Raw genomic sequence first — 16178 nt, forward strand, 5'->3', positions numbered from 1 at the left:
GTCCTAGACAAGGGTGGGCGCTGCAACAAGCCAAATCTTGCCGCCAGATCAGGGCGTCGCAGCTCTTTATATATGGTGAAGTGTCGGGCGGTGTGGGCGCACTGTGGCATCCATGCACCAACTTGGGGGGGATTGCAGCGGCGCATTCTCAGGATGCTTGCGCCGACACCCCAAAAAGAGCGAAACGGGGTTCGTACTCAGATCGGTGCGGGTTGCGCAGGTTTGAGATCGGAAATCTAAAACCCGAGGGAAAACAATGAAAAAGATTCTCTTCGCTTCGACCGCCCTGGTCGCCACCGCAAGCGTTGCAGCAGCCGACGTGTCCTTCAACGGTTACGGCCGTTTTGGTCTGGGCTACGTTGAAGACCGTGGCGCCGCAGGCACCGCGACCACCAACGGCATCTCCGACACCGTGATCGTCAGCCGTTTCCGTCTGAACATCGACGCCGACGCAGAAACCGATGGCGGCGTGCGCTTCTCCGCTCGTGTCCGTCTGCAGGCAGACGAAACCGCCGCAAACGGCGAAGCTGGTGCAGCTGCCCTGAACGGCGCGCGTTTCTCGGTTGAAAACGGCGGCCTGCGTGTCGACGTTGGCAACGTTGCTGGCGCCATCGACAACCTGCCGGGCTACTACGGCTTCGAGCCGGGCCTGGAAGGCACCTTCGGCATGTACGCCGCAGCTGACTACGGCTTCATGGGCTACACCACCGGCGCCGCAGGCTCCAACGGTGTGTACGCTCGTTACGCAATCGGCGACTTCGCCGTTGCAGCGTCCTACGACAGCGCACCCGGTGGCACCGCAACCGCGACCAACGGCGACCGTTGGGACATCCACGCCGCTTACTCCTTCGGCAACCTGACCGCCGCTCTGGCGTATGGCGAAACCGACACCACCGTGTCGCAGGAAATCACCGTCCTGACCCTGCAGGGTGACTTCGGCCCGCTGTCCGTTGCAGCCATCGTCGGTGACGAAGACGTGAACAACGCAGCCGGTACTCTGAACACCGCAGTTTCCGACACCTTCTACGGTGTGTCGGCATCCTACGCTGTGTCCTCCGCGACCTCCGTGAACTTCGCCTACGGCGACGGTTCCGGTTCCGGCGACGCGCGTCACATCGGTCTGGGTGCTGTGCACGACCTGGGCGGCGGTGTGTCCCTGCGTGGCGCAGTCGGCACCAAGCGTGTTGGCTCCGGCAACTCCACCACCGTTGCAGACTTCGGTGCTCAGTTCAGCTTCTAAGCTGACCTGAACCACCTTGGTTCTTGGGCGGGTTCCTTCGGGGACCCGCCCTTTTCTTTTGCCTCTTAACATTTGCGCGCAAACCGTGTTTCTCTGCGGCAAATCAGACATGAGGCCCGACCATGCCGCTAGAAGACATCAAATCCAGAATTGCCAAGGCTGAGGAACAGGCAGACCGCGCGCCCGGCAGCGTGCAGCTGATCGCCGTCTCCAAGGTGCAGCCGAACGAACGGGTCGCCGCGGTGCTGGAGCAGGGGCATCGTTGTTTCGGCGAAAACAAGGTGCAGGAGGCGGCCGGCAAATGGCCCGACTTCCGGGATCAGTTCGCAGGCGTGGATCTGCATCTGATCGGCCCGCTGCAAACCAACAAGGCACGGCAGGCGATGGAGCTGTTTGACAGCATTCATTCCGTCGACCGCCCCAAACTGGCCCGCACCCTGGCCCGTCTGGCGCAGGAACTGGGCAAATGCCCGGAGCTGTTCATCCAGGTGAACACCGGCGAAGAGTCTCAAAAGGCCGGCGTTCTGCCTGCCGAGGCAGATGATTTCATTTCCGAATGCCGCGCTCTGGACTTGCCGCTGCGCGGGCTGATGTGCATCCCCCCGGTCGATGAGGAAGCCAGCCTGCATTTTGCCCTCTTGGCCAAGATTGCCGCGCGCAACGGTCTGGATGGCCTGTCGATGGGGATGAGCAGCGATTTCGAGAAGGCCATTGCGCTCGGCGCGACCCATGTCCGCGTCGGCTCGGCGATCTTTGGCGAACGCAGCGCCTGAGCGCGACAGCCGAAGGTCTTGGGCGGTCAGCTGCCGGGGCGGGCGGGGATGATGATGCGGGTGCCCGGCGTGATCCGCGCGGCCAGCCAGTGCAGATCCCGCCGCGCAAAGGCAAGGCAGCCTTCGGTCGGATAACCGCGGCGGCGCCACTGGTGCAGAAAGATCGCCGAACCGCGCCCGGGGGTCGCTTGGGGCCAGTTCCAGTCGGTTGTCAGAACCAGGTCATACAGCGGATCCGCCCGCCGCAACCGTTCATGGCTGCCGCAGTAGGGTGCGCGCACATGTTGGTTGTACCGCGCGTCCGCGGCATCATCCGACCACAGATCGCCCGGCCCGATGGCCTGCGCCCAGGGGGCAGGCGCGCGCAGACGGTCGGGGCGGTAGAACATGCCGGTAATCCGGTGAAACCCAACCGGCGTGGCGCCATCGCCCTCTTGCTTGTGTCGGGTCAGTCCGCCCTTGCCGATCACACAAGGGAGCATTCGTCCCCAGACCCGCAGGCCACCGGGCGTCAGCACCAGGTCGGCGGGGGACATCACAGCATATGCCCGGACTTGCTGGCCTTGGTCGCCAGATAATGCCGGTTGTGGGCGTTCTCGCCCACCTTCAGCGCCACCCGCTCGCTCACCTCGATGCCGGTCTTTTCCATCATTGCGATCTTGTTGGGGTTGTTGGTCAGCAAACGCACCTTGGAAAAGCCAAGTTTTTGCAGAATGGCAGCACCCAGACGAAAATCGCGTTCGTCGTCCTCAAACCCCAGCCGGTGGTTGGCCTCGACCGTGTCAAACCCCTGATCCTGAAGCGAATAGGCGCGCATCTTGTTGGCAAGGCCAATGCCGCGCCCTTCCTGATTGAGATAGAGCAGCAACCCAGCACCCGCGGCCCCCATCTGGGTCAGGGCCCCGTGCAGTTGCGGTCCGCAGTCGCATTTGAGCGAGCCCAGCACGTCACCGGTGAAACAGGCCGAGTGCAACCGCGCCAGCACCGGTTGGGCGCGATCCGGGCGGCCGATTTCCACCGCGTAATGCTCTTCGGCACCATCGTCGGGGCGAAAGATATGCAACCGTCCAGCCTCGGCCGCGGCCATCGGCAGCCGCGCAGCGGCGACTGGGTTCAGAGGTGAGCTGGCGCTCAGCAGCGGGTCCGCGGCCGTTTTCGAGATGGTGGTCAGCCCGTGGTTGGCGGCAAACACGGCCGGGTGTTCTATGGGCACCAGTGCCGCCGCGGGCAGCAGCCGGGCGGATTTCACCAGCGCAATCGCCAGCCGGTGCAGATCTGCGGTGCCGCCACGCAGGCTGGTCAGCGGCCCCTTCAGCGGCACGTTCAGATCATCGGCCGGATCCGCCAGCGACTGGATCCAGGCCAGGCCTTCATCGGCGGGCACGGTGACGCGGCTGATGTCTTCGTCATAGACCCGCGCCTTCAGCGTTTCGGCGCGGCGCGCGGTCAACGCCAGCGACAGCTCGCCCAGGGTGCGCAGCTCTGCCAGACGGAGGGGCGTCAATGTCTCTACCGCAATGGCGAGGGTCGCCGCAGGTCCATCTGTCAGCACCACCGGCAGCCCCATGCGCAGATCCACCCGCGCGCGGGCCAGCAGTTCGATCATCGTGGGCATCAGGCTCATGCGGACTTCCGATGTTATTTTGTAACAAAAACCTCGGTGTGCTTACGCGGAAATGCAACGGATGTGAAACATTTTTGGCCTGCGGGACACGTCGGCGTGAAAGTATTGCAGCATATCTTGCCGCGGGCGCAAGGGATGCGCATGTGTGATCCTGTGAACAGGAGGGTTAGCCGATGGCGCAACTGAAGAAAATTCTGCTGGTGGATGACGACGACGACCTGCGCGAAGCCTTGAGCGAGCAGCTGGTGATGACCGAAGACTTCGATGTCTTTGAGGCGGAAAACGGCCAAAGCGCAATGGAGCGTGCCAAGGAAGCGCTGTATGATCTGATCATCCTGGACGTCGGCTTGCCCGACACCGACGGGCGCGAGCTGTGTCGGCTGATGCGCAAACAGGGCGTCAAGGCGCCGATCCTGATGCTGACCGGCCATGACAGCGACGCGGATACCATTCTGGGCCTCGATGCCGGGGCCAATGACTACGTGCCCAAGCCCTTCAAATTCCCGGTGCTGCTGGCTCGCATTCGAGCCCAGCTGCGCCAGCACGAACAGTCCGAGGACGCGGTCTTTGCGCTGGGGCCTTATACGTTCAAGCCGTCAATGAAGCTGCTGATCACTGAGGATGAGCGCAAGATCCGGTTGACCGAGAAGGAAACCAACATCCTGAAGTTCCTGTATCGCTCCAGCGACGGGGTGGTACCGCGCGATGTGCTGCTGCACGAGGTCTGGGGCTATAACGCCGGTGTCACCACCCACACGCTGGAAACCCATATCTATCGGCTGCGCCAGAAGATCGAGCCCGATCCCTCCAACGCGCGGCTGCTGGTGACAGAATCAGGCGGCTATCGCCTGGTGGCCTGATGTGATCCCGCGCATGTCCGGGTCATGACATGCACCTCCCTGTTGGACTTGGCCGGGCCTTGTGCCCGGTCTTTTTTTGGGGCTGCGGCGGCGCGCTAAATCTGCTCTGGCCCTTGGCGGCCGGGGCGGGCAGTATCGCGGCCAATCCGAAATTCATGATGAGACGCGCAATGCCCTTCACCCTTGCCACCTGGAACATCAACTCTGTCCGTCTGCGCGAACCAATCGTGCAGAAACTGCTGCAGGAGGAGGGTCCGGACGTTCTGTGCCTTCAGGAATGCAAGAGCCCGGTCGACAAGATCCCGCTGGAGGGGTTCGCGGCGCTTGGCTACACCCATATGGTTGCGCGCGGTCAAAAGGGGTACAACGGCGTCGCGATCCTGTCGCGCCTGCCGATCGAGGACGTGGGGGACAAGGATTTTGCGGGCCTTGGCCATGCCCGGCACGTGGCCGGGCGGCTGGAAAACGGCACCGTGATCCACAATTTCTACGTGCCTGCGGGCGGTGATGTCCCGGACCGCGAAAAGAACGAGAAATTTGGCCAGAAACTGGACTACCTGGCCGAAATGCGGGATTGGTTCCATGCCGAGACGCCGGAAAAGGCCATTCTGGTTGGGGATCTGAACATTGCGCCGCGCGAAGACGATGTCTGGGACCACAAGAAACTGCTGAAGGTGGTCAGCCACACCCCCATCGAAGTCGAGCATTTCGCCGATGTGATGGAGGCGGGCGGCTGGTCTGACGTGACCCGCAACGATATTCCGGACGGGCGGTTGTACAGCTGGTGGAGCTATCGCGCCAGGGACTGGGATGCCGCCGACAAGGGGCGGCGGCTGGACCATATCTGGGCAACGCCGGACATCCGCAACGCGGCCCATTCCAGCCGCATCGTGCGTGCGGCGCGCGGTTGGGAAAAACCAAGCGACCACGCGCCGGTCTTTGCCAGCTTCGACCTGTAGACGGCGGGCATGGGCGGTGGCGCTCCCGCCTGCTCCGGATCCTCCGCCGGAGGATCCTGCCCCGTTGGGCCGCGCACTGTGCTGACGCACAGTGCGGCGCTACCGCGCGATGGCCAGCAGGACGGGCAGCAGGGCGGGGAGCGCGGCAAGTAAACTCCACCCTTGGTTTCCGGCGCGCAGGATTCCATATAGGGGGCAAGTTCCAAGTGGAGAACAGACTGATGAGCGAAATACTGGGCGGCGCCGCACCGGCGGCAGATCTGATCAAGGACGTGTCCGAGGCCACCTTCATGCAGGACGTTGTCGAAGCGTCCATGCAGGTGCCTGTAATCGTCGACTTCTGGGCGCCGTGGTGCGGCCCGTGCAAGACCCTGGGTCCGATGCTGGAGGCCGCGGTGACCAAGGCCAAGGGCGCGGTGACCATGGCCAAGATCAACGTCGACGAAAACCAGCGTCTGGCGCAGGCGCTGGCGCAGCAGGGGCTGCCGCTGCAATCGATCCCGGCTGTTGTGGCCTTTGTGGAGGGGCGTCCGGTGGACATGTTCCAAGGCGCGGTGCCCGCCTCTGAAATTGATGCCTTTGTAAAACGCGTGGCCGAGGCCGCGGGCGTCAGCGCCGATGGCGGCCTGGGCGAGGCGCTGGAGGCGGCCGAGCAGATGCTGGCCGAAGGCGCCGTCGCGGATGCAGCACAGACCTTTGCCGCAATCCTGGGCGAGGACGACAAGAACGCGGCGGCCTATGGGGGCCTCGCACGCGCCCACATCGCGCTGGGAGAACTGGATCAGGCCGAAGCGGTGCTGAACGGCGCCCCGGCAGACATCTCCGACGCCCCGGAGATTGAAGCGGTCCACGCCCAGATCGCACTGGCGCGGCAGGCAGAAAACGCGGGCCCCGTGGCCGACTTGCGCGCCGCGGTCGAGGCCAACCCGGATGATCTGCAGGCGCGGTTTGATCTGGCGCAGGCGCTGCATGCGGCGGATGACGCCGAGGCGGCGGTGACGGAGCTGCTGGAGATCTTCCGCCGCGACCGGGAATGGAATGACGGCGCGGCCAAGACCCAGCTATTCACCATTTTCGATGCGCTCAAGCCCAATGACCCGGTGGTGCTGAATGGGCGGCGCAAGCTCAGCTCGATGATATTTGCCTAACATCCGGGCCGCGCTACACTCTGGACCATGATCCAGGCCGCTGACCTGCCGGACACGATCCCCGTGTTCCCATTGCCCGGGGCGCTTCTGCTGCCCCGGACCCGCTTGCCGTTGCACATCTTTGAACCGCGCTACCTGCAAATGTTTGAAGATACGCTGAAAACACGGCAGCGACTGATTGGCATGGTGCAACCGGTTCCGAGCAGGCGCGGCGATGGCGACGTGCTGCACAGCATCGGTTGCGCGGGGCGGGTCACCCAGTTTTCCGAGACCGAGGATGGCCGGTATCTGGTGACGCTCTCCGGCGTCTCCCGGTTCCGCATCACTGAGGAGGCCAGCGGTTTCACGCCCTATCAACGGTTTGATGTCAGCTGGCACGGATTTGACCGCGACCTGGGTCGCAGTGAAGCCGATGTTTCCTTGGATCGCGGGCCTTTCCTGCATCTGCTGGAGCGTTTCTTTGCAGCGCAGAACCTGTCCACCGACTGGGAGGCGCTCAAGGATGCCGAGGATGAGCTGCTGATCAACTCGCTGGCGATGCTGCTGGATTTTGAGCCGGAGGACAAACAGGCCTTGCTCGAGGCGCCCTGCCTTGCCACAAGACGAGAAACCCTGGTCACCTTGATCGAATTTGCCCTGCGTGGCGGCTCTCAGGAGGAAACCCTGCAATGAGTGAAACAAAGGCGAGTGAGCCTCAGGCGCCGGCCTTTGAGCGGCGGATGCTGGAAGCGCTTGTCTGTCCGCTGTCCCAGACCGTGCTGGAATACGACGCCGCGGCGCAAGAGCTGATCTCTCGCGCGGCCAATCTGGCCTTTCCGATTCGCAATGGCATCCCGGTCATGCTGGTGGATGAGGCGCGCACGCTGGACTGACGTGCGGGCGCGTACCCCGCAAAGCGGCAGCCCTCAGATCTTATTGCCTGTCAGCAGCTTCGGCAGGTCGCCGGTCAGCCCGGCGGCTTCGCGCATGAAATTGCGGCGCAGGCCGGGGATGGCGCCAGCCAGGCCCAGCCCCAGGTCACGGCCCAGCCGAAGGAGTGGATTGTCATTTGAAAACAGGCGGTTGAACATGTCTGTCGTTGTCGCCAGCGTGGCGGTGTCGAACCTGCGCCACTGCTGATACCGCTCCAGTACCAGCACAGAGCCGATGTCCTCTCCGCGGCGGGTCGCCTCCGTGATGACCTCGGCCAGCGCTCCGACATCGCGCAGGCCCGCATTCAGCCCCTGGCCCGCAATCGGGTGCAGCCCATGTGCGGCATCGCCCAGCAGCGCCACGCGCGGCGCGATGAAGCTGTTGGCGAGGCTCAGAGCCAGTGGATAGGTGAACCGCTTGCCCGCCAAGGCAATGTCCCCCAGGAAATCCCCGAATCGCGGCCTCAAGGCCTGTAGATAACCGTCGTCGTCCAGCGCATGGATGGCCTGCGCCGTCTCCGTGCGTTCGCTCCAGACGATGGAGGACAGGTTGCCCGGCAGCGGCAGGATCGCCAGTGGCCCGGCGGGCATGAAAAACTGGTGCGCCACCCCATGGTGCGGCTGCTCGTGGCGAATGGCACAGACCAGAGCCGTCTGTCCGTAATCCCACCCCGAGCGCTTGATCCCGGCGCGCAGTGCGGTGCCGCTGCGGCGCCCGTCGGAGCCCACCAACACCCGTCCGCGCAGTTCTGTGCCATCATCCAATGTCACGTCGACGCCATTGGCATCGATGGACTGGTTTACCACCCGGCGGCCATCGATTCGGGAAATGCCGGGGGTCTCGGCCATCGTCTGCTGCAAGGCGCGGCGCAAGAAGCGGTCTTCGACCATATAGCCCATCGGGCCTTCTTCCAGTTCTGCGTGGTCGAAATGCAGGAAAAACGGCGACGGTCCCTGGCCCGCATGACCGTCGGTCACTTTGATGTCCAGCATCGGCTGGGCGTGATCGGCCACATGCTGCCAGACGCCGGTTTGCTGCAACAGCCGCTGCGACGCCAGCGCCAGCGCATAGGCGCGCCCGTCAAAATTGTCTCTGGCCTGCTGCTCGGGTTGGAGCGCATCGACAATGGTGACGCTGTGACCGGTCTGAGCCAGCGCCAGGGCCAGGGCCGGGCCGTTGAGCCCGCCGCCCACGATCAGGATATCGGAAGTGTTCTTCATGCCCTGCACTATGCGCCTGCGGGCGAGATTGTCCATGCGGCATGGGTGGGATTGTGCCTTTGCCGCGCGGCCGTTACCGTCGCGCCGACAGCGAATTGGAAGGGATGCGGATGCAAGACTGGCTGACACTGACAGCGGCTGAGCTGGGGCGGGGAATCGCGCAGGGGCAGATCAGCCCGCTGGAGCTGACCCACTGCTATCTGGAGGCTATCGCGGCGCACCCCGCGCGGGACCGGATCTATACGCACGTCACCAGTGACCGCGCCCTGGCCGAGGCCGAAGCGGCGGAGGGCCGCGCCCGGGCAGGCCTGCGCCGCTCGCTTCTGGACGGGGTGCCGCTCAGCTGGAAAGACCTGTTCGACAGCGCAGGCACCCCCACCGAATCCGGGTCCGACCTGCTGAAGGGGCGGGTGCCGGATCGCGACGCGTGGGTGCTGCGCAACGCCACGCAGATGGGGGCGGTCTGCCTTGGCAAGACCCATATGAGCGAGCTGGCGTTCTCTGGTCTCGGCTTCAACCCGGTCAAGCAGACCCCGCCCTGCATTAATGATGCCGCAGCGGCGCCGGGCGGGTCGTCCTCGGGGGCAGCCGCCTCCGTGGCCTTTGGGCTGGCGGCGGCGGCCATCGGTTCGGATACCGGCGGGTCGGTGCGTATCCCTTCAGCTTGGAACGACCTCGTTGGGCTTAAAACCACCTCTGGACGGATTCCGCTGGAAGGGGTGGTGCCGTTGTGTTTGAAATTCGACACCATCGGCCCGCTGGCACGCTCGGTTGAGGATGCAGGGCTGCTGCTGGGCCTGCTGGAGGGCGGATCTGGCCCCGACCTGCGCAACCCGGCCCCGCTGCGGGGCCGCCGGTTTGCCGATCTGCAAACCGTGGCGCAGGAGGATCTGGATCCGGCGGTTGCCGCCGCGCACCAGACCGCGCTGGACCGGCTGCGCGAAGGCGGCGCAGAGATCGTGCCGCTGGATGTGCCACAGCTGGAAGAGGCCATGGGTCTGAGTCCGATCCTGTTCACCACTGAGGCCTACGGGCTGTGGAAAGACGTGATCGAAGAGGCCCCGCATCTGATGTTCGCCGAAGTGCTGGAGCGGTTCCGCTCCGGTGCGCAGTTCAGCGGCGCTGACTATGTTGCGGCGTGGCAGCGGCTGGAGCAGCTTCGCAAGGTCTGGGCGCAGGCAGTGGCCGGCTTTGATGCGGTGCTCAGTCCGGCGGCGCCGATCCTGCCGCCCAATCTGGATCGTCTGCAACGCGATCATGACTATTATGTGCGGTCGAATCTGCTGGCGCTGCGCAACACCCGGATCGGCAACCTGATGGGATTGGCCGCGCTGTCGCTGCCGACGGGCGCGCCCAGCTGCGGCTTGCAGGTTCTGGGCACGGCCGACGGCGAGGAGGCGCTGCTGCGCATCGGCACCGCGATAGAGGCCGCCTTGGCCTGAAAGCCACAGCTGGCCGGGCGGGCCATGCAGCGGGTGGACGCACCCGCCCGCCCCCTGTAAACTATGGCGCAAACGGGGCGCCAATGATCCCGTGACCGAGGCAGAACACATGACTTTTCCTGAGCGGTTCTCGAACCTGCCGGCCTACGCATTTCCGCGTCTGCGGGCGCTGTTGGACCACCACACCCCCGGCGGGGATGTGGTGCATATGACCATTGGCGAACCGAAACACGCATTTCCCGCCTGGGTCAGCGATGTGATCACCGAGAATGCGGCGGGCTTTAACCAGTACCCCGCAAACGACGGCACGCCGGAGTTGCGCGGCGCCATGGCCGACTGGATCCAGCGCCGCTACGCTGTGGCGGTCGACCCGGCCACCCAGGTGATGGCTCTGAACGGCACCCGCGAAGGCCTGTACAATGCGGCGATGGCGTTGTGTCCCGAACAGAAAAACGGCCAGCGCCCCGCGGTGCTGATCCCGAACCCGTTCTATCAGGTCTATATGGTAGCCGCGCTGTCAGTCGCCGCAGAGCCCGTCTTTGTTCCCGCAACTGCGGCAACCGGCCACCTGCCGGATTACGAGAGCCTGCCCGCTGATGTGCTGAACCGCACCGCCGTTGCCTATATCTGTTCCCCGGCCAACCCGCAGGGTGCGGTGGCCTCGCGCGGGTACTGGGAGCGGCTGATCCGGCTGGCAGAGACGCACGATTTCCGCATCTTCGCGGATGAATGCTACTCCGAAATCTACCGCGATACCGCGCCGGTTGGCGCGCTCAGCGTCGCGCAGGAACTGGGGGCCGATCCCGAACGGGTGGTGCTGTTCAACTCGCTGTCCAAACGATCAAACCTGCCGGGGCTACGCGCCGGGCTGATTGCAGGCGGGCCGGAGACGATCGGCCGTGTCAAGCAACTGCGGGCCTATTCCGGCGCGCCCATTCCGGGGCCGTTGCAGGTGGCCGCGGCCCGCGTCTGGGCGGATGAGGCGCATGTGTCAGAGAACCGCGCGCTCTATCAGCAGAAATACACCATCGCGGACGAGGTCTTTGCCGGGCTGGATGGCTACATGCCCCCCGAAGCGGGCTTTTTTCTTTGGTTGCCGGTGGCTGATGGCGAACAGGCGGCGCTGAAGCTGTGGCAGCAGACCGGCATCCGGGTGCTGCCCGGCGCCTATCTGGCGCAGGGGGCAGCAGGCAGCAACCCCGGCGAAGGATATATCCGGGTGGCTCTGGTGGCGCCCGCTGAGGAGACCCGTCGCGCGCTCACCGCGTTGCGCGATTGTCTCTATTGAAGACCGCGGCGTGCCCCCGAAGGCCGGGCAGCCGCCAAGATCAACAAACGAACAGGCCCAGGACCCGGCGGCCAACAGCCGGGCAGGGGTCAGCAGAAACGGAACTGAGGTAGGCATGGCATTTCAAACCCGCAGCCGCGACCCGCTGCTCGACAGCAACATGCAGGCGGCCATTGAAAAGCGCGGCAAGGAATTGATTGGTCTGGCGCTGATCCTGGCGGGGCTGATGTTCGCGGCGATGCTGGGCTCCTACACGCCCGAGGATCCGAACTGGACCGTGTCAACGGATGCGCCGGTGCAGAACTGGCTGGGCCGCCCGGGTGCGTCTGTGTCGTTCATCCTGATTACCCTGTTTGGCAAGGCCAGCTGGGCGATGCCGCTGTTTCTGTCGGCCTGGGGGCTGCGGTTCGTCTTGCACCGCGGCGAGGACCGGGTGGTCTGGCCGCTGCTGGTGTCGGTGCCATGGCTGCTGGTGGTGGCGCTGCATATGGAAACCCTGAACGCCAGCAACAGCTGGCAGCAGCATTACGATTTCGGCCTTGGCGGCATGGTTGGATACACCTTCCTGGGCGCACTGTTGGCCCTGTTGCCGGTCGGGTTGCATTTCATGGTCAAGATCATGTCGCTGCTCAGCGCCGCTGGTATGCTGGCGCTAGGGTGCGTCGTGCTGGGCTTTACCTGGCCGGAGGTCCGCAAGGGGCTGCACCGGGTGATGGTCGGCCTGATCCTCGGCTATGGTGGGATTGCCGCGCTGCTGGGCCGCGGGGCGTCAACGGGCCTTCAGGCGGCAATGACATACCGCCGCGATCGTGGCACGGCGCAGGAGATCCCGGACGCGGACCCCTATGCCGCGGCTGAGCCCGAGGCTGATGTGTTCGAAGATTACCCGGAGGAAATCTATCAGCAGGAACCACTGCTGGAAACGCCGCTGCTGGATCCCGGTGCCGCATCCGTACCTGCGGCGCCCGCGGCCAAGCCGGGTCTGCTGGCGCGGGTTCCCGGGCTGATCCGCCGCACTCCGGTTCCGGACCCGGCAGATGCCGCGCTGACCACCGCAGAGTCGGCAGACCTGGCAGAGGGCACAGAAGGCGGCGGCGACCGGATCTCGGAGAAGATTGCCAACGCGGTGCGCATCCGCCGCGCCGCGGAGGTGCGACCGGAGGAAGACCCGAATCTGCCCCTGACCAAGGGGCGCGGTCAACGTCCGGCGCCGTTGATCTTCAACGCGGCGTCGGCGCAGGGCGGCTTGCCCCCGGAGCCGCCGCTGACTGCGACCACGCCGTCGCACCGGCAGGATCCGCCGCTGCACAGCGAATCGCCTGTCGCGCAGGATGATGCGGCGACCGCCGCGCCTGTTGCCACGCCGACGCCCGATGCGCTCGACCCGGCACCGCAAACCGCCGCACTGTCAGAGACGCCGACGCCCGCGACCCCGGCGGCCATGCTGGCGCCGGATCACGTTGCCAGCGAGGGTCTGCCGGACCTCTCTGCCGCGCGCGAAACGCCGTCGGACGCCGCCTCGCGCCCTGCGGCCCCCGCCCGGCCCAGCCTCGATCTGCCGGTGGCAGAACCGCGCCGGGCCGTGGTGGAACACACGGTCCGCAAGCCGGTGCAGCCCTCGACCCGCGCCAAGGCCGAGGCGCAGCCCAATTTAGGCTTTGACGACAGCAACAGCGGTTTTGAACTGCCGCCGCTGAGCCTGCTGACAAACCCCGAGAGCATCGAACGCCACCACCTCAGCGACGAGGCGCTGGAGGAAAATGCGCGGATGCTGGAATCAGTTCTGGATGATTATGGCGTAAAGGGCGAGATTGTCTCGGTGCGTCCCGGGCCCGTTGTGACCATGTATGAACTGGAACCGGCGCCGGGCCTCAAGGCGTCGCGGGTGATTGGCCTGGCGGATGATATCGCGCGCTCGATGTCGGCGCTGTCGGCGCGGGTTTCTACCGTGCCGGGTCGCACCGTCATCGGTATCGAACTGCCGAATGAGAACCGCGAAAAGGTGGTCCTGCGCGAGATCCTGTCGAGCCGCGATTTCGGCGACGGCAATCACGCTCTGCCGCTGGCCCTGGGCAAGGACATCGGCGGCGATGCGATGGTGGCGAACCTCGCCAAGATGCCGCACCTGCTGATTGCGGGCACCACCGGCTCCGGTAAATCGGTGGCAATCAACACCATGATCCTGTCGCTTTTGTACAAGCTGACGCCGGAGGAATGCCGCCTGATCATGATCGACCCCAAGATGCTGGAACTCAGCGTCTATGACGGTATCCCGCATCTGCTGTCGCCGGTTGTGACCGACCCAAAGAAGGCCGTCGTGGCGCTGAAATGGGTGGTCGGCGAGATGGAGGACCGCTACCGCAAGATGTCCAAGATGGGCGTGCGCAACATCGCCGGCTACAACGGCCGCGTGAAAGAGGCGCTGTCCAAGGGCGAGATGTTCAGCCGCACGGTGCAGACCGGTTTTGACGACGAGACCGGCGAGCCGGTGTTCGAGACCGAAGAATTCGAACCCAAGGCGCTGCCCTATATCGTGGTGATCGTCGATGAGATGGCCGATCTGATGATGGTCGCGGGCAAGGAGATCGAGGCCTGCATCCAGCGCCTGGCGCAAATGGCGCGGGCTTCCGGTATTCACCTGATCATGGCGACGCAGCGCCCCTCCGTGGATGTGATCACCGGCACCATCAAGGCCAACTTCCCGACCCGGATTTCCTTCCAGGTGACGTCCAAGGTCGACAGCCGCACCATTCTTGGCGAAATGGGCGCCGAGCAGCTCTTGGGCATGGGCGACATGCTGTATATGGCGGGCGGCGCCAAGATCACCCGTTGCCACGGGCCGTTCTGTTCGGATGAAGAGGTGGAGGAAGTGGTCAATCACCTCAAGCAGTTCGGACCGCCGGATTACGTCGGCAGCGTGCTGGACGGCCCGGATGACGACAAGGCCGACAATATTGATGCGGTGCTGGGTCTGAACACGGGCGGCAACACTAACGGCGAAGATGCGCTTTATGATCAGGCGGTGGCGATTGTGATCAAGGATCGCAAATGCTCGACATCCTACATTCAGCGCAAGTTGGCGATTGGCTACAACAAGGCCGCGCGGCTAGTGGAGCAGATGGAGGATGAGGGCGTGGTCTCTGCCGCGAACCACGTGGGCAAGCGGGAAATTCTGGTTCCCGAACAGTAGGCTGACGAAAACCTGCCGATGCCGGGCCGTGATGCGCCCGGCATCTTCACATCTGCCACAGGCTGCCTATGTTGAAGGGCATGAAACGCATTGCCCTTGCCCTTGCCCTGACCCTCTGCGCCCCGGCTTCCTGGGCCGCAGAGAAGCTGAGCCTGAATGAAATCTCGCGCTTCTTGAACGGGATCACCACGGCGACCTCTTCCTTTACCCAGATCAACGACGACGGCAGCCTGTCCACAGGAAAGCTGTACATCCACCGGCCCGGGCGGATGCGGTTTGAGTATGATGGCAAAGCCGGTGGGACCGTTGTTGCAGGCGCCGGCGCGGTGGTGATCAAAGATCCCAAGTCGAACCAGCCGCCGGAAACCTACCCGCTGAAACGAACGCCGCTGTCGATCATCCTCGCCCGCCAGGTCAATCTGGGACGCGCCAACATGGTGGTGGGGCACGGTTTCGATGGCACCTCGACGGTGGTGCGGGCGCAGGATCCGGAAAACCCCGAATACGGCAGCATCGAGCTGATGTTCACCAGCAATCCCGTCGAGCTGCGCAAATGGGTGATCCACGACAGTGCGGGCAGCCAGACCACGGTTGTTCTGGGGCCGCTGGAAACCGGGCAGCGGCTGCCGTCCCGGCTGTTTAGCACCTCGCCCTAAGCGCGCGCGAAGCGCGTCGCCCCAATTCTTTTTTAATCGCGGCGCCCTCCCGCGCCCGCACAGGCTTCGGCAGGCCGAAGCCCGCTGGCGGCCTTGGGCCGGGCGCCGGGCTTTTGCCCGGCGCGGTTGCGCCTAGCTGTAACGAGGCCTGTCCGGCGAAACCTGGCGGCAAGGGCGCACCGCGCGGCAGCGCGGTGCCCGGCCCAACGGTTTGGGGGCTTTCGCAGAAAGCACCGCAAGCGGGCGGGAGTGCCTGCCCGCCGGAGCCTGTTTCGGGCTAGCGGAACTTGCGGCAGGTGGCCAGTTGCGCCTGATACGTCTGCGCACGGTCCTCGGCACGGGCGGCGACACGCATCAGCCAGGGTTTCGCGCGGTAGCTGCCGCGGGCAAATCCGCTGTGGCCCTCGTGGTAGGCGAGATACTGGTTGCGCGCATCATAGAGCGCGATGCCGTTCTTCTCGTAGCTCTTGCGCATGTACCAGCCCATGAAATCGGTGGCATCGCTGATCCGGTCGCGTCTGGCACGGCGGTTGCCGGTTTCGCGGCGGTAATCGTCCCAGGTTCCGTCCAGAGCCTGGCTGTAGCCATAGGCGCTGGATTGCCGCCCCACTGGAATCACGCCCAGCACATATTGGTGCGGCGTGCGCGCGTCGCCGCGAAAACGGCTTTCGTGATAGATCGTCGCCATCTGCACATGCACCGGCACGCCCCAGCGTTTCTGGGTCTTGCGGAATGCCTTCAGATATTCCGGGCGCTGCTGGATGATGCTGCACGCATTGTCCAGATGACGCGGCGGTGAATTGTACCCGCCTCCACAAGACGCAACCGCCAAGAGGAGGATAAGGGCGCTGATGAGTCTGCTCATG

General features: G+C 64.7%; 15 protein-coding genes. 11 read left to right on the forward strand and 4 right to left on the reverse strand.

Annotation, left to right across the window (positions count from 1 at the left end; translation table 11 throughout):
* The first annotated feature begins 256 nt into the window (after positions 1-256).
* Positions 257-1240 carry a porin gene (locus tag AC0IPL_RS01890; protein ID WP_474271656.1) on the forward strand — a complete coding sequence of 328 codons (984 nt, stop codon included), beginning with the start codon at positions 257-259 and terminating at the stop codon, positions 1238-1240.
* A gap of 122 nt (positions 1241-1362) precedes the next feature.
* Positions 1363-2013, forward strand: coding sequence for a YggS family pyridoxal phosphate-dependent enzyme (locus AC0IPL_RS01895; protein ID WP_474271658.1), 651 nt, complete (start codon positions 1363-1365; stop codon positions 2011-2013).
* A 26-nt stretch (positions 2014-2039) separates the two neighbouring features.
* Here AC0IPL_RS01895 and AC0IPL_RS01900 read toward each other — a convergent pair whose 3' ends face one another.
* Both AC0IPL_RS01900 and ribA read right to left on the reverse strand, forming a co-directional pair.
* A complete protein-coding gene (locus AC0IPL_RS01900) occupies positions 2040-2549 on the reverse strand; it encodes a L,D-transpeptidase family protein (RefSeq protein WP_474271659.1) in 510 nt (169 codons plus the stop codon).
* Positions 2549-3637: a GTP cyclohydrolase II gene (ribA, locus tag AC0IPL_RS01905; RefSeq protein WP_474271663.1), complete on the reverse strand. Its 1089-nt coding sequence runs from the start codon at positions 3635-3637 to the stop codon at positions 2549-2551. Before ribA ends, AC0IPL_RS01900 begins: the two co-directional genes overlap by 1 nt.
* Before the next feature lie 173 nt (positions 3638-3810).
* Here ribA and AC0IPL_RS01910 point away from each other — a divergent pair, with 173 nt between their 5' ends.
* The 5 genes from AC0IPL_RS01910 to AC0IPL_RS01930 all read left to right on the forward strand — a co-directional run bounded on the left by AC0IPL_RS01910 (position 3811) and on the right by AC0IPL_RS01930 (position 7476).
* On the forward strand, positions 3811-4497 hold the full coding sequence (locus tag AC0IPL_RS01910) for a response regulator transcription factor (RefSeq protein ID WP_474271665.1): 687 nt from the start codon (positions 3811-3813) through the stop codon (positions 4495-4497).
* Between the two features lie 170 nt (positions 4498-4667).
* Positions 4668-5456 (forward strand): exodeoxyribonuclease III, encoded by a 789-nt coding sequence (locus tag AC0IPL_RS01915; protein ID WP_474271667.1) that lies wholly within the window; start codon positions 4668-4670, stop codon positions 5454-5456.
* Between the two features lie 221 nt (positions 5457-5677).
* Positions 5678-6604, forward strand: a complete 927-nt coding sequence (locus AC0IPL_RS01920) for a tetratricopeptide repeat protein (RefSeq protein ID WP_474271669.1) — start codon at positions 5678-5680, stop codon at positions 6602-6604.
* Positions 6605-6631: 27 nt separating this feature from the next.
* Positions 6632-7276 (forward strand): LON peptidase substrate-binding domain-containing protein, encoded by a 645-nt coding sequence (locus AC0IPL_RS01925; protein WP_474271671.1) that lies wholly within the window; start codon positions 6632-6634, stop codon positions 7274-7276.
* Positions 7273-7476 (forward strand): Trm112 family protein, encoded by a 204-nt coding sequence (locus AC0IPL_RS01930; protein ID WP_474271673.1) that lies wholly within the window; start codon positions 7273-7275, stop codon positions 7474-7476. The genes AC0IPL_RS01925 and AC0IPL_RS01930 overlap by 4 nt, the downstream gene beginning before the upstream one ends.
* A gap of 33 nt (positions 7477-7509) precedes the next feature.
* On the opposite strand, the gene AC0IPL_RS01935 is transcribed toward AC0IPL_RS01930, so the two are convergent.
* Positions 7510-8736, reverse strand: a complete 1227-nt coding sequence (locus AC0IPL_RS01935) for a UbiH/UbiF/VisC/COQ6 family ubiquinone biosynthesis hydroxylase (protein WP_474271675.1) — start codon at positions 8734-8736, stop codon at positions 7510-7512.
* Between the two features lie 110 nt (positions 8737-8846).
* Between AC0IPL_RS01935 and AC0IPL_RS01940 the strand changes: the two genes are divergently transcribed.
* The 4 genes from AC0IPL_RS01940 to AC0IPL_RS01955 all read left to right on the forward strand — a co-directional run bounded on the left by AC0IPL_RS01940 (position 8847) and on the right by AC0IPL_RS01955 (position 15312).
* On the forward strand, positions 8847-10178 hold the full coding sequence (locus AC0IPL_RS01940) for an amidase (RefSeq protein ID WP_474271677.1): 1332 nt from the start codon (positions 8847-8849) through the stop codon (positions 10176-10178).
* 109 nt (positions 10179-10287) lie between these two features.
* A complete protein-coding gene (locus AC0IPL_RS01945; protein WP_474271679.1) occupies positions 10288-11466 on the forward strand; it encodes an aminotransferase class I/II-fold pyridoxal phosphate-dependent enzyme in 1179 nt (392 codons plus the stop codon).
* 115 nt (positions 11467-11581) lie between these two features.
* Positions 11582-14656 (forward strand): DNA translocase FtsK, encoded by a 3075-nt coding sequence (locus AC0IPL_RS01950; RefSeq protein WP_474271681.1) that lies wholly within the window; start codon positions 11582-11584, stop codon positions 14654-14656.
* Between the two features lie 80 nt (positions 14657-14736).
* Entirely contained in the window at positions 14737-15312 is a 576-nt protein-coding gene (locus AC0IPL_RS01955) for a LolA family protein (RefSeq protein WP_474271682.1), read from the forward strand.
* Between the two features lie 277 nt (positions 15313-15589).
* Here AC0IPL_RS01955 and AC0IPL_RS01960 read toward each other — a convergent pair whose 3' ends face one another.
* Complete coding sequence (locus AC0IPL_RS01960) at positions 15590-16177, reverse strand: transglycosylase SLT domain-containing protein (protein ID WP_474271683.1); 588 nt, start codon at positions 16175-16177, stop codon at positions 15590-15592.
* Between the last annotated feature and the right edge of the window lies 1 nt (position 16178).

Source organism: Leisingera sp. SA32 (assembly GCF_056033425.1).

Excerpts from the sequence above, each read along its gene's own strand:
- AC0IPL_RS01890 (WP_474271656.1), top strand. The coding sequence starts at position 257 with ATGAAAAAGATTCTCTTCGCTTCGACCGCCCTGGTCGCCACCGCAAGC.
- AC0IPL_RS01895 (WP_474271658.1), top strand. The coding sequence starts at position 1,363 with ATGCCGCTAGAAGACATCAAATCCAGAATTGCCAAGGCTGAGGAACAG.
- AC0IPL_RS01900 (WP_474271659.1), bottom strand. The coding sequence starts at position 2,549 with ATGTCCCCCGCCGACCTGGTGCTGACGCCCGGTGGCCTGCGGGTCTGG.
- ribA (WP_474271663.1), bottom strand. The coding sequence starts at position 3,637 with ATGAGCCTGATGCCCACGATGATCGAACTGCTGGCCCGCGCGCGGGTG.
- AC0IPL_RS01910 (WP_474271665.1), top strand. The coding sequence starts at position 3,811 with ATGGCGCAACTGAAGAAAATTCTGCTGGTGGATGACGACGACGACCTG.
- AC0IPL_RS01915 (WP_474271667.1), top strand. The coding sequence starts at position 4,668 with ATGCCCTTCACCCTTGCCACCTGGAACATCAACTCTGTCCGTCTGCGC.
- AC0IPL_RS01920 (WP_474271669.1), top strand. The coding sequence starts at position 5,678 with ATGAGCGAAATACTGGGCGGCGCCGCACCGGCGGCAGATCTGATCAAG.
- AC0IPL_RS01925 (WP_474271671.1), top strand. The coding sequence starts at position 6,632 with ATGATCCAGGCCGCTGACCTGCCGGACACGATCCCCGTGTTCCCATTG.
- AC0IPL_RS01930 (WP_474271673.1), top strand. The coding sequence starts at position 7,273 with ATGAGTGAAACAAAGGCGAGTGAGCCTCAGGCGCCGGCCTTTGAGCGG.
- AC0IPL_RS01935 (WP_474271675.1), bottom strand. The coding sequence starts at position 8,736 with ATGAAGAACACTTCCGATATCCTGATCGTGGGCGGCGGGCTCAACGGC.
- AC0IPL_RS01940 (WP_474271677.1), top strand. The coding sequence starts at position 8,847 with ATGCAAGACTGGCTGACACTGACAGCGGCTGAGCTGGGGCGGGGAATC.
- AC0IPL_RS01945 (WP_474271679.1), top strand. The coding sequence starts at position 10,288 with ATGACTTTTCCTGAGCGGTTCTCGAACCTGCCGGCCTACGCATTTCCG.
- AC0IPL_RS01950 (WP_474271681.1), top strand. The coding sequence starts at position 11,582 with ATGGCATTTCAAACCCGCAGCCGCGACCCGCTGCTCGACAGCAACATG.
- AC0IPL_RS01955 (WP_474271682.1), top strand. The coding sequence starts at position 14,737 with ATGAAACGCATTGCCCTTGCCCTTGCCCTGACCCTCTGCGCCCCGGCT.
- AC0IPL_RS01960 (WP_474271683.1), bottom strand. The coding sequence starts at position 16,177 with ATGAGCAGACTCATCAGCGCCCTTATCCTCCTCTTGGCGGTTGCGTCT.